This is a genomic window from Idiomarina tyrosinivorans, from assembly GCF_003987475.1.
Taxonomy (GTDB): Bacteria; Pseudomonadota; Gammaproteobacteria; order Enterobacterales; family Alteromonadaceae; genus Idiomarina; species Idiomarina tyrosinivorans.
In genome coordinates this window covers 84586-97257 of record NZ_PIQH01000004.1, presented here as the reverse complement: position 1 = coordinate 97257, position 12672 = coordinate 84586, and the positions used below count along the sequence as shown (strand labels likewise).

Sequence of the window (12672 nt, the reverse complement as noted above, 5' to 3'; positions counted from 1 at the left end):
CAGTTGGCGGTTTTTTTGTGCCTGTTGATCAGTTGAGCGCTTGTCGAATAAACCATTTTCGCATCTGTGGCACCTGCCCTAGCAGCGTCAGCGCGGCACTCTGCAACGGCCGTAATAACCGCTCAGCGCCATTACCCGTATTCAGACGATGCAAGCCGTCCAGTAACGCCAGAGCCTTACGGTTATAGCGCTGACACTGGCGTTGATAATTGGCTAACGCCGCTTCGCTAATGCCATTATTTAAACTGGCAACCAGTTGCCGCGCATCATGAAAACCTAAGTTAACACCTAAACCCGCCATGGGATGGATGGTATGCGCTGCATCGCCTGCCAATGCCGTATGTGCGCCAACATGATAACGGCGCGCGTGCTGGCGACGGAGCGGAAAACTGGCAAGCTGGGAGATCGATAATTGCCCGAGGTAAGGTTGAAACGCATCGCTCACCCGATCCGCCATACTGTCCTCTGCACCCCAGCGGACCACCGTTTGTCGGCGCTGGTACAAAATTAAGCAGACCTGATTTTGCGTTAATGGTAACAGGGCAATGGGCCCCTCATCGCGAAACTGTTGCCAGGTTTTTGCACTAACCGCTTGCGGCAGCTTGGCTAAGGCTAAAATGCAATCTTGGTCATAATCTTCGGCAACAACAGCAAAGTCCTGTTGTTGCGCAACCCATGAACGAGCGCCATCGCAACCGATCAGTAAATCTACTGGAAATTGCTGACCACTTTGGCAGGTCAACAATTGCTGCTGTGGTTGCCATACTTGGAGCGGATCGCCAACGACTTGCGTGACATTCTGCGGCAGACGCTGCCACAGCGCATGCCGCAACGCGCGGTTTTCGATCATGGCGCCCAATCGCGCCTCGGCAACATCCTCGGCATCACAAACCAGTCGTTGTCCCCGCTGGTCGATAATTTCTAACTGCTGGTAGTCTCGGCATTTGTGTTTATCCACTAGGTCTTCGATCTGCCACCGTGCCAGCCAGTTTAAGTTGCCTTGGCTAACCGAAGAAATGCGCAAATCCCACTGTGCTTCTGAGGCGCTAGGAGTGGCATGGTCGAATAACACCACTTGATGACGCTCAGCAAGCCCCAAAGCCAGCGCCGCGCCGACCATTCCGCCGCCGTTTATTGCGATTTTTGCCATAACATAACGAATGATTCTCAAGGTTTTGCTATTGATACCATAATTTACATCGAAAATCCGTTACAATGGCCCCAGTTTTTGCCCCACTTAGGAGCTAATTTTACTGCCATGTCTGTCGGCCTATCCGCACAACGTGCCACCATTATTGCGTCGCTACTGCTGCTAAGTGCAGAACTGTGCTTTGCCAGTGTCAGTGCGCTGGTAAAAGCACTGAGCCCAGACGTTGCATTCGAGCAGCTAGTATTTTTTCGCAATGTCATGGCGTTAGTGATCCTGCTGCCATGGATTTTTCGCTACGGTCTGCGCCAAACCCTTACCAGTACGCGCTGGCGTTTACACTGGGTACGAGGTCTGGTCGGGCTAGGAGCAATGTACTTATTTTTCTACGCCATTAGTACTATCCCATTAGCACAAGCAACCTTAGTGCTGTTAATGTCGCCCTTCCTTATTCCGCTAATGGGCTACATTTGGCTACAAGAGCCAGTGAGTCGGCAGACATGGATCGCGATTATCTTTGGCTTTATTGGCGTATTCGTATTTCTCAATCCGTTAGCCAACCAATTGTCGCCGATTGTACTGTTAGCATTTTTGGCCGCAACCATGGCCGCCATGACCAAGACCGTGATCCGGCGGCTATCACGGACAGAGCCCACACGTAAGATCGTGTTGTACTTTTCCGCAATTTCCACCTTGGTATCAGCCATTCCATTACTGTGGATGTGGCAACCAATGAACCTATTGCAATGGGGAGCCGTGCTACTTATGGGAACCCTTGCAGTGACGGGGCAGCTCGCTATGACTCGGGCGTTCGCTACCGCCCCCGCGGCAAAGGTCGGGGTATTTACCTATAGCTCGGTGTTATTTGCCTCGCTTATGGGCTATATCTTTTTTGATGAAGCATTGGCGTGGCACATGCTCTGGGGCGCGATCATTATCGTCGGCGCAGGCTATCTTGCGGTACGTACCCGACATCGCAGCGCAAGCTAGCGATTAGACGGTTGGCAAGCATGGCCGTTCCACGGTAAAATAGTGTGCTTTTTTATTAACCACCAACAGCATCGAGTGAACATGAGTAAGAAGTTATATATCAAGACATGGGGTTGCCAAATGAACGAGTACGATTCGGCGAAAATGGCCGATCTACTGCACGCAACCCATGGCTACGATGTCGCAGAAGAAGCCGAAGACGCTGATCTCATTCTGCTGAATACCTGCTCGATCCGGGAAAAGGCTCAGGAGAAGGTGTTCCACCAATTAGGTCGCTGGAAAACCCTGAAGCAGAAAAACCCTGATTTGCTGATTGGTGTAGGCGGTTGCGTCGCATCGCAAGAAGGTGATGCAATTCGCCAACGTGCGCCATTTGTCGACATCGTGTTTGGCCCGCAAACCTTGCACCGTTTGCCAGAAATGGTGAAGCAAGTGCAAAGCGATCATGCGCCGATGATCGATATTTCCTTCCCAGAAATCGAAAAATTCGACCGTTTACCAGAACCAAAAGCGGATGGCGCATCAGCGTTTGTGTCGATTATGGAAGGCTGCAGTAAATACTGTTCGTTCTGCGTGGTGCCTTACACTCGCGGGGAAGAAGTCAGCCGTCCTGTTGATGACGTGATCTACGAGATTGCCCAATTGGCAGAACAAGGTGTGCGCGAAGTCAACTTGCTAGGACAAAATGTTAACGCCTACCGTGGTGAACATTTTGATGGCAGTATTTGCCGATTTGCAGAGTTGTTGCATTTGGTTGCAGCGATCGACGGTATTGACCGGATCCGCTACACCACCTCGCACCCCGTCGAATTTACGGACGATATCATTGAAGCCTACGGCACGATTCCAGAACTGGTTAGCCACTTGCACCTGCCGGTTCAATCGGGGTCAGACCGGGTGTTGACGATGATGAAACGTGGACACACCGCGTTGGAGTACAAATCGAAAATTCGCCGTTTGAAGCAAGTGCGACCAGATATCGCCATGTCATCCGATTTCATTATTGGCTTCCCTGGTGAAACCGATAGCGACTTTGAAGACACCATGAACCTGATCCAAACCATCGATTTCGATATGAGTTTCAGCTTCATCTACAGTGCTCGCCCTGGCACGCCGGCGGCAGACTTGCCTGACGACGTTAGCGAAGAAACCAAAAAACAACGGCTGCAGTTATTACAGCAACGACTAAACCAGCAGTCACAAGCGCACGCGCGCAGAATGTTGGATACTCACCAACGAATTTTGGTCACCGGCCCATCGAAAAAGAATCCGATGGAACTTTCAGGTCGTACCGAAAACAACCGCGTGGTCAACTTTGTCGGACAGCCGCACATGATTGGCCAATTCGTTGATGTGAAAATTACTGAAGTACTACCTAATTCATTGCGTGGCGACCTAATTCGCGAAGAAAGCGACATGGGTTTGCGAGTAGATACGGCACCGCAAACCATTCTCCAACGCCAACGCGATAATGCGATTGATGAACTCGGCGTAGGCCAAGTGCAACCAACCGCATCGTAACCAAAAGAGGAAGCGATTGAGTAATCAACTAACCACCGTAGATATCACTTTAGAGCCGACGGACCTACGTCGGCTTTCTACCCTTTGCGGACCCTTTGATGAGAACATCAAGCATATTGAACGGCGCTTGGGTGTGGAAATCAGTCATCGTGGTCATCATTTCCGCATTATCGGCAAAGCACACACCGTAGCGGCTACAGAAAAGATTTTGCACGACCTTTATGTTGAGACCCAACCGCTAAAAGGTCAGTCGGCAAACATCGAGCCGCAACAAGTGCACTTAGCGATTCAACAGGCGAAAGTGCTGGAGCAAGACGACAGCGATCCGGCCGCAGAAAAAATGACGCATGTGAAAACCAAGCGCGGCATTATAAAGCCTCGGAACCACAATCAAGCGCAGTATGTTCGGGCGATTCTGGGTCACGACGTCAATTTTGGTATCGGTCCTGCCGGTACCGGTAAAACCTACTTGGCCGTTGCCTGCGCCGTTGACGCACTAGAACGCCAAGAAGTTCGCCGTATTTTGCTGACCCGTCCAGCGGTAGAAGCCGGTGAAAAGCTTGGCTTTTTACCCGGTGATTTGTCGCAAAAAGTCGACCCCTATTTGCGCCCATTGTACGACGCACTGTTTGAAATGCTGGGATTCGAGAAAGTCGAAAAACTGATCGAGCGTAATGTTATCGAGGTCGCGCCTTTGGCCTATATGCGTGGCCGTACACTCAACGATGCATTTATCATTCTGGATGAAAGCCAGAATACTACGATGGAGCAGATGAAGATGTTCCTGACGCGCATTGGCTTTAATTCAAAAGCGGTCATTACTGGCGATATTACCCAAATTGACTTGCCGCGTGGGCAACGCTCGGGCTTACGCCACGCCATCGAGGTGTTGAGCAATGTTGAGGATCTCAGCTTTACCTTCTTTCAAGCCGGCGATGTGGTTCGACATCCGGTAGTACAACGGATTGTCCAAGCCTATGACCGATTCGACACAAGCCAAAAGGCTAAACAGCAGCACGACCATGACTGATATTATCATCGACCGCCAAGTGGCGACCGACAACATCGCTACCCTGCCTAGCGCTGAGCAATTGCAACAGTGGGTTGCGCAGACGCTGATCATGGCGGGTGCAGATGAAGCTGATACTGAACTGACTGTGCGCTTTGTCGATAACGACGAAATTCAACAGTTAAACCGCGAATATCGTGGCAAAGATAAACTCACAAATGTGCTGTCCTTTCCGTTTGAGGCTCCCGTTGAATTGCCAGTGAATTTGCTCGGCGACATTGTGATCGCCGCGGAAGTCATTATTAATGAGGCGGAAGCGCAACAAAAAAGCGTCCAACACCACTGGACGCACATGATTATACACGGTACTCTGCATCTTCTCGGTTTTGACCACATTGATGCAGACGAAGCCGAGCAAATGGAACAGTTGGAACGCGATATTCTCGCCCATTTCGGCATTCGCGACCCTTATTTAGATAACAGCAATACTCGTTCAATCACAGAGGATTAAACGGCTGAATGACGGACGACAATCCCCACTCTAGCAACGGTTCATCGGGGAAATCTTGGGCAGCAAAACTGTTACAAGTATTTACTGGTGAGCCGAAAAGCCGCGAAGAACTTGTCGATCTAATTCAAGACGCAGAAGAACGCGATCTGATCGACAACGACACGAAAGAAATGATCGAAGGCGTACTGGATGTCGCTGAGTTGAAAGTGCGCGACATCATGATCCCCCGCTCACAGATGGTCACTATCGACAAAAGTCAGAGCGTTGAAGCATTTCTGCCGATACTCATCGATAGTCAGCACAGTCGCTTTCCTGTGGTCTCGGAAAATAAAGACCACGTAGAAGGTATCTTGCTTGCTAAAGACTTACTGGCTTTTGGCTTTGGTATGACGGAAGAACCCTTTGCCCTTGAACGGGTGATGCGCCCGGCGGTGATTGTTCCCGAGGGCAAACGTGTTGATGTACTGCTCAAGGAATTTCGCTCAGAGCGTTACCACATGGCCATTGTTGTCGATGAATACGGCGGCGTATCAGGATTGGTCACCATTGAGGACATTCTGGAAGAAATCGTCGGTGAAATTGAAGACGAAACAGACCATAACGAAGACGAAAAGGCCGACATCCGCAAAATCAATAAGTCTCGTTATGCGGTGAAGGCGCTAACAACCATTGAAGATTTTAATGACTACTTCGACACCCAGTATGAAGACGAAGAATATGACACTATCGGCGGCTTAGTGGCACACGGTTTTGGTCATCTACCTCAGCCGGGTGAAGAAGTAACGCTTGGTGGCCTAGTATTCAAAGTCACCAACGCCGATAAACGCCGTATTCAACAACTGCAAGTGACATTGCCGGACGAGCAGACGGAGTCTAGCGAATGAGGCAGTTTGTCCAACACCCTCTTGTGTTGAGACTCTGCGCTCTGCTCCTCGGTGGCTCGCTCGTTTTTGCCTATGCTCCGTTCGATTGGGGCATTCTCGGTATTATCGCGCCGACCCTCCACATTCTGCTAGTTTGGCAACAGCAGCCACGCGAAACCGCAAAGATCAGCTACTGGTTTGGGCTTGGTTGGTTCGCCGCAGGGCTTAGTTGGATTTATGTCAGTATTGACCAATATGGTGGCCTGCCTTGGTTTGCCACGGTAGGCATTCTACTCTTACTTTTTGCCTACTTAGCGCTGTTTCCCGCGCTCGCCTTTGGCCTCTGGCAATGGCTGCGTAACAAGCATCGTGCCGCTACATTCACCCTGCCACTGTTATGGCTCGCGGCGGAAAGCTTGCGCGGCTGGTTGTTGACCGGTTTCCCATGGCTATCACTCGGTTATACACAAACGGATGGTTGGCTTGGCCAACTGGCGCCTTGGATCGGCGAGGTTGGGATTACCGTTGTCGTGCTATGGATTGCCCTGTGTTTGGCTATGGTATTGCGTACACGGCAACCGCTGTTGTTGCTGATTCCGCTGGTTGCTTGGGCCTGTGCTTACGTACTGCCACAATTTTCAAGCCTTGAGCGCACTGGTAAAACGCATTCAGTATTGTTGGTGCAGGGTAATGTATCGCAATCATTAAAATGGCAAGCCGAACAACGCTGGCCCACCCTATTAAAGTATTTAGATCTCACCCGCCCACACTATGACCACCAAGTCATTGTTTGGCCTGAATCGGCAATCACTGCGTTAGAGCCCTACGCGGGTGACGTTCTAGCATCCATCAATGATGCCGCCAATTACAACAATAGCGCCATCATTAGCGGTATTATTGACTATAAGCAGCAAACGGACGAGTTTTATAATTCCATTATCGTGCTGGGTAAACGCAGCGACGATGACCCAAGTTCGTACCGCTATGGCAGCAGCAATCGCTACCAAAAGCACCACCTCCTACCGATTGGTGAGTTTGTGCCTTTTGGCGACCTATTGCGCCCCCTAGCTCCGCTGTTTAATTTGCCCATGTCATCGTTTAGTCGCGGCGCCTATCGGCAAGATAATATCATTGCCAATAACCTTAAATTCAGTCCTGCCATTTGTTATGAAATGGCTTTCCCTGAACAACTGCGAGAAAACACCCGCGCCGATACGGACGCGCTGTTAACTGTCAGTAACGATACCTGGTTTGGCGACTCACACGGTCCTTGGCAGCATATGGAAATAGCCCGCATGCGCGCCAAAGAGTTAGGTCGGCCAATGCTAAGAGCAACCAATAACGGAGTCAGTGGCATTGTTGATGAACGCGGTCGTTGGTTGGCGCGCGCGCCACAATTCACTGCAACCGTGCTTAGCGCCGACATTCCCGAAGTTAGCGGAACCACCAGTTACTGGCGCTTTGGCAGTTTATGGGCGTGGCTGTTGGGCTGTTTAGGAATCCTGCCGCTACTCGCGGGATTAGTGCGGCAAAAGAGCCTCGGCTAACATAGTCATTGGCAAAGAAAATCAGTAAACTATACGCTGACTCAACAAATCGTTGTCATCAAACTCTAGACGTAATGGAATATCACCATGACTAATATTTTAGATGCATTCATTTTTGCGGTACTGGTTGCCTCAGGTTGTTTAGGCCTTACTTCACTGTTGATGTTTTTCTTCCATAAAAATCCAGAAGATGCAGAAGCGCAACAACGTGAACGCGTAGAATATAGCTTTTTTGGTTTGGCGGGCATCATCATCATGTTAGTGGCATGGTACGCCATCGCTTAACCTAACTACGTCCATTTTTCACCGTAAAGTCGTCGAGAATTATGCAAGAACAATATAACCCGGCCGAAATTGAAGCCGATGTGCAAAAGCGTTGGGAAGCCGAAAAGGTTTTTCAGGTCACCGAAGATCCGGCAAAAGAAAAGTTTTACTGCCTGTCCATGTTCCCTTACCCCAGTGGTAAGTTGCACATGGGCCACGTGCGTAATTACACGCTAGGAGATGTTGTTAGCCGCCACCAACGCATGCAAGGAAAAAATGTTCTGCAACCGATGGGTTGGGACGCTTTCGGTTTGCCTGCGGAGAATGCTGCAATCCAGCATAAAACTGCGCCGGCGAAATGGACCTACCAAAATATCGATTACATGCGTGAACAGTTGAAAAGCCTAGGCTTTGGTTACGACTGGACGCGCGAGGTGGCGACCTGTTCACCCAGCTACTACCGCTGGGAACAATGGTTTTTTACCAAGTTATTTGAGAAAGGCTTGGTGTACAAAAAACACGCCACGGTTAACTGGGATCCGGTAGACCAAACAGTTCTGGCCAACGAGCAGGTTATTGATGGCCGCGGTTGGCGTTCAGGCGCAGTGGTGGAACAGAAAGAAATCCCACAGTGGTTTATCAAAATCACTGACTACGCCGATCAATTACTTGAAGATTTAGACCAGTTAGACGGCTGGCCAGAGCAAGTAAAAGCGATGCAGCGTAATTGGATCGGTCGCTCTGAAGGGTTACAGATAGACTTTCAGGTGGTTGACCACGAGCAACCGTTGAGCGTTTACACTACCCGTCCAGACACCTTATATGGCGTTTCCTACATGGGGATTGCCGCACAACACCCATTGGCCCAGGAAGCGGCGCAAAACAATCCTCAATTACAGGCGTTTTTAGCGCAATGCCGTAACACCAAAGTGGCTGAAGCTGACCTCGCAACCATGGAAAAACTGGGAATGGACACGGGGCTTAAGGCCAAGCATCCATTAACCGGCGAAGAGCTACCCATTTGGGTCGCTAACTTTGTGTTAATGGACTACGGCTCTGGCGCGGTCATGGCCGTACCCGCACACGACCAACGTGACTGGGAGTTTGCGACCAAATATCAGCTTACCATAACGCCTGTTATCGAACCCTTTAGCGCCACAGGTGACTTAAGCGAAGGCGCGCTCACTGAGACTGGCACGTTAATTAATTCCAATGAATTTAATGGCTTAAGTTCAGCTGAAGCGTTCGACCAAATTGCCGACAAGCTACAGCAGCAAGGTATCGCCGAACGTAAAACCAACTACCGGTTGCGTGACTGGGGCGTCTCACGTCAGCGTTATTGGGGAACGCCTATCCCGATGTTGAACTTGGCCAATGGCGATTCAATTCCAGTACCTACGGAAAAATTACCGGTACTGTTACCCGAAGACGTGCAGATGGACGGCGTTACATCACCGATTAAAGCCGACCCTGAGTGGCGTAAAACCGAATACAATGGTCAACCCGCCGAGCATGAAACTGATACCTTTGATACCTTCATGGAGTCGTCTTGGTACTACGCACGTTACTGCTGTGCCAATGATGATGAACAGATGTTGGACCCAGAAAAGGCCAACTACTGGTTACCCGTAGATCAATACATTGGCGGTATCGAGCATGCGATATTGCATCTCCTGTACGCACGCTTCTTCCATAAGCTATTGCGCGATGAGGGCTTGGTTGATTCAGACGAACCATTTAAACGTCTACTCTGCCAAGGCATGGTGTTGGCAGAAAGCTTTTACCGTGAAGATGAAAAAGGCGGTAAAACGTGGATTTCACCGCTAGACGTCGAAATCAAACGCGACGAAAAAGGTGGTGTCGCAGAGGCCATCTCTAAAATCGATGGCAAGCCGGTACAGAGTGCTGGCATGAGTAAAATGTCGAAGTCAAAGAATAATGGCATTGACCCGCAAACCATGGTGGATCGCTACGGTGCCGACACTGTACGCTTGTTTATGATGTTTGCCGCTCCACCAGAAATGACCTTAGAGTGGTCAGACTCGGGTGTTGAAGGCGCGCAACGGTTTTTACGCCGAGTGTGGAAACTGGTAAACGACTTTATTAGCGCTGGCGGCCATAGCAACAGTGAAGAACTCACTGCAGCGCATAAAAACCTCCGTCGTGAGTTGCACAAAACCATCGCTAAGGTGAGTGATGACATGGGCCGTCGTCAGCACTTTAACACCGCCATCGCGGCAATTATGGAATTGCTAAATATTCTGCAAAAAGCCCCGTTAGCGTCCAACGCTGACCGCACTGTAATGGGTGAAGCGCTCGATGCTGTAGTGCGGTTACTGGCGCCGATTACCCCTCACATCTGTGAAGTACTTTGGCAACAACTGGGGCACCAGCAGTCGATTTGCTTCGCTGATTGGCCTCGGGTGGATGAAAGTGCCCTCATCGAAGACGAAAAACTCATCGTGGTTCAAGTCAATGGCAAGGTTCGCGGCAAAATTAATGTGCCAGCGGACGCATCGGCTGAACAGGTTGAGCAGCTTGCCTTTGCCGAGGCATCGGTGGCAAAGCATGTTGAAGGCATGACTGTGCGTAAGAAAATTTACGTACCCGGCAAAATCTTTAACGTGGTTGTCAGTCAGTGATAGGTCTGCGTGGTTTAATCGCGGTTGGAAGCCTGCTGCTATTGAGCGCTTGCGGCTTCCACCTGCGCGACCATTACCAATTGCCGGATAGCCTGCAACAGGTCGCGGTGCAAAGCACCACCTCCGATCGGCTGGCCGATATTATTCGCCAACAGCTTATTAATGCTGGCGCCGCGCTCAATACTGATGCCAAGACGCGACTCAAAATTACCGGTGATAGACTAGAGCGTCGCACCCTATCACTGTTCAAAAGCGGTCAGGTCGCAGAATATCAATTGCTATACCAAATTGACTACCAAATTCTGTTACCCAAACACCAACCGATTGCGATGCATATCGAGGTCGCTCGCGACTATCAAGATGATCCCAACTACGTTCTCGCCAAAACCCGTGAACGTGAGATTTTGGTTGAAGAGATGCGCGTTGAAGCGGCACGGCGGATGGTTCGACAAATTATCGCTCGGCTTAACGATGAGCTATGAAAACGCTATATCCTGAACAGCTAAGCGATTATCTCAATAGCAATGGATTGCCGCCATTACTCTCCCTATTCGGCAGCGAGCCATTATTAATTGATGATGCTATCCGTGCGGTTAGAACCTTCTGTCGCCAGCAAAATATCGATGACTACCAACGCTGGACAGCGGATGCCAGCTTCGACTGGGGTGTGATTAGCGAATCGCAACAGGCGATGAGCCTGTTCTCAAGTTACTCAGTGATAGAGTTGCACCTTGCCGATAACAAGCCGGGACGTGAGGGAGCGGATGCGCTGAAGCAATACTGTGCACAACTGCCAAGCGATCAATGTTTAATTATTGTCGGCTCACAACTAAAGCGTGAACACCGTAAAGCAAAATGGTTTACTGCACTTGCCGATAATGGTCCAACTTTAATGGCAAATACCCCCGAGCGCAGTAAGCTCCCACGTTTCATTCACCAGCGCGCTCGTGCTTACCAATTGCAATTCGACGCCGACGCGATAGAGCGCTTAGCCGATTGGTACGATGGTAATTTGCTGGGCTTGGATCAAGAGCTGGCGAAATGGCAACTTAGCGTTGCTCCAGGGCAAGTACTCAGTGTCGATGACGTGATACGGAGCAGTCAAGATACTAGCCGTTACTCCGTGTTCGACTTGCAAGACAGCCTGAATCAACGCACTTTGCCCGAGACTCTGCATAAGCTGGAACGTATCCTAGTAGAGGATGACGATATCCACCGTTTGTTATGGCTTATTCAGCGAGAAGTCTCGCTATTGGCTGAACTCCAACAAGCGCAGCAAATGCAACAAGATCCACAGCCATTACTGCGTCAGCATGGTATCTGGAGTAACCAACAGGGAAGTTACTTGCAGCGCGCGCAGAACATGCCCAGCGCCGCGTTAACGCAAGCGTTGAAATTACTACAACGGTTGGAGATGGCACTAAAGAGCCAAAATGGTGACGACCCCAAAGCGCTATTGATTCACATCATCACCCTACTGTGCGAGCCGCAACTGAGCGCGAACTTGGCACCGTTTAGCGAGAGCGTGGAGCGCGAGGGATGGTAGTTAGGGGCTTTTTTGGCGGCACATTCGACCCTATTCATGATGGCCATACCCAAGCCTTGACTGCCTTAACTCAGTGTATTGCGGTTGACCAATGGCATTTGCTGCCAGCAGCGGTTCCGCCGCACCGAGCACAGCCAGCGGCAAGCGCTCAACATCGGCTAGCCATGGTCGACATCGTTTGCCAACAACATGCAGGTTGGATCGCGGATGACTGGGAGTTACAGCAGCAAGGGCCATCGTATACCGCGAACACCCTGCAACAGCGGCGCCAACAGTTTCCGCAAGACGCATTGCTGTTTGTGATTGGCATGGACTCTTTGTTATCGCTGGATAGCTGGTATAACTGGCAGCAACTCACTGAATTAGCGCATTTAGTAGTACTTCCGCGCCCTGGCTATTCTATTCGCACTATGTCGGCAACCATCGAAGCCTTTGTCACTGCCCATCGCTGCCAAGCGAATGACCTGCAACGATCCCGTCACGGTGGTGTTTGGCTTGCCGATATTCCACAATTTGACGTATCTGCGACCGCCATCCGCAAGCAACTGGCGCAACGACAATTTGCGAACCTTCCATTGCAGGCTGGTGTCATAGACTATATTCGCCAGCAGCAACTGTACCAAAACTTATGA

General features: G+C 50.4%; 12 protein-coding genes. 11 read left to right on the top strand and 1 reads right to left on the bottom strand.

Features of this window, described 5'->3' with window-relative positions; genetic code table 11:
• Positions 1-28: 28 nt before the first annotated feature.
• Positions 29-1150, bottom strand: a complete 1122-nt coding sequence (locus tag CWI84_RS05205) for an FAD-dependent monooxygenase (protein ID WP_126841521.1) — start codon at positions 1148-1150, stop codon at positions 29-31.
• 108 nt (positions 1151-1258) lie between these two features.
• Between CWI84_RS05205 and CWI84_RS05200 the strand changes: the two genes are divergently transcribed.
• The 11 genes from CWI84_RS05200 to nadD all read left to right on the top strand — a co-directional run bounded on the left by CWI84_RS05200 (position 1259) and on the right by nadD (position 12672).
• A complete protein-coding gene (locus tag CWI84_RS05200) occupies positions 1259-2137 on the top strand; it encodes a DMT family transporter (protein WP_126841520.1) in 879 nt (292 codons plus the stop codon).
• 81 nt (positions 2138-2218) lie between these two features.
• Positions 2219-3658 (top strand): tRNA (N6-isopentenyl adenosine(37)-C2)-methylthiotransferase MiaB, encoded by a 1440-nt coding sequence (gene miaB / locus CWI84_RS05195; protein WP_126841519.1) that lies wholly within the window; start codon positions 2219-2221, stop codon positions 3656-3658.
• A gap of 16 nt (positions 3659-3674) precedes the next feature.
• Entirely contained in the window at positions 3675-4688 is a 1014-nt protein-coding gene (locus tag CWI84_RS05190) for a PhoH family protein (RefSeq protein ID WP_126841518.1), read from the top strand.
• Entirely contained in the window at positions 4681-5178 is a 498-nt protein-coding gene (ybeY, locus tag CWI84_RS05185; protein ID WP_126841517.1) for an rRNA maturation RNase YbeY, read from the top strand. The genes CWI84_RS05190 and ybeY overlap by 8 nt, the downstream gene beginning before the upstream one ends.
• An 8-nt stretch (positions 5179-5186) precedes the next feature.
• Positions 5187-6062: a CNNM family magnesium/cobalt transport protein CorC gene (corC, locus tag CWI84_RS05180; RefSeq protein ID WP_126841516.1), complete on the top strand. Its 876-nt coding sequence runs from the start codon at positions 5187-5189 to the stop codon at positions 6060-6062.
• On the top strand, positions 6059-7588 hold the full coding sequence (gene lnt, locus CWI84_RS05175) for an apolipoprotein N-acyltransferase (protein WP_126841515.1): 1530 nt from the start codon (positions 6059-6061) through the stop codon (positions 7586-7588). The genes corC and lnt overlap by 4 nt, the downstream gene beginning before the upstream one ends.
• 87 nt (positions 7589-7675) lie before the next feature.
• A complete protein-coding gene (locus CWI84_RS05170; protein ID WP_126841514.1) occupies positions 7676-7873 on the top strand; it encodes a hypothetical protein in 198 nt (65 codons plus the stop codon).
• Positions 7874-7914: 41 nt separating this feature from the next.
• Positions 7915-10494, top strand: coding sequence for a leucine--tRNA ligase (gene leuS / locus CWI84_RS05165; protein WP_126841513.1), 2580 nt, complete (start codon positions 7915-7917; stop codon positions 10492-10494).
• Entirely contained in the window at positions 10491-10976 is a 486-nt protein-coding gene (locus CWI84_RS05160) for an LPS-assembly lipoprotein LptE (RefSeq protein ID WP_126841512.1), read from the top strand. Before leuS ends, CWI84_RS05160 begins: the two co-directional genes overlap by 4 nt.
• Complete coding sequence (holA, locus tag CWI84_RS05155) at positions 10973-12040, top strand: DNA polymerase III subunit delta (RefSeq protein WP_126841511.1); 1068 nt, start codon at positions 10973-10975, stop codon at positions 12038-12040. Before CWI84_RS05160 ends, holA begins: the two co-directional genes overlap by 4 nt.
• On the top strand, positions 12034-12672 hold the full coding sequence (nadD, locus tag CWI84_RS05150) for a nicotinate-nucleotide adenylyltransferase (protein WP_126841510.1): 639 nt from the start codon (positions 12034-12036) through the stop codon (positions 12670-12672). The genes holA and nadD overlap by 7 nt, the downstream gene beginning before the upstream one ends.

Coding starts and splice junctions, on each gene's coding strand:
- lnt (WP_126841515.1), top strand. CDS start 6,059: ATGAGGCAGTTTGTCCAACACCCTCTTGTGTTGAGACTCTGCGCTCTG.
- CWI84_RS05205 (WP_126841521.1), bottom strand. CDS start 1,150: ATGGCAAAAATCGCAATAAACGGCGGCGGAATGGTCGGCGCGGCGCTG.
- leuS (WP_126841513.1), top strand. CDS start 7,915: ATGCAAGAACAATATAACCCGGCCGAAATTGAAGCCGATGTGCAAAAG.
- CWI84_RS05170 (WP_126841514.1), top strand. CDS start 7,676: ATGACTAATATTTTAGATGCATTCATTTTTGCGGTACTGGTTGCCTCA.
- holA (WP_126841511.1), top strand. CDS start 10,973: ATGAAAACGCTATATCCTGAACAGCTAAGCGATTATCTCAATAGCAAT.
- nadD (WP_126841510.1), top strand. CDS start 12,034: ATGGTAGTTAGGGGCTTTTTTGGCGGCACATTCGACCCTATTCATGAT.
- ybeY (WP_126841517.1), top strand. CDS start 4,681: ATGACTGATATTATCATCGACCGCCAAGTGGCGACCGACAACATCGCT.
- CWI84_RS05200 (WP_126841520.1), top strand. CDS start 1,259: ATGTCTGTCGGCCTATCCGCACAACGTGCCACCATTATTGCGTCGCTA.
- miaB (WP_126841519.1), top strand. CDS start 2,219: ATGAGTAAGAAGTTATATATCAAGACATGGGGTTGCCAAATGAACGAG.
- corC (WP_126841516.1), top strand. CDS start 5,187: ATGACGGACGACAATCCCCACTCTAGCAACGGTTCATCGGGGAAATCT.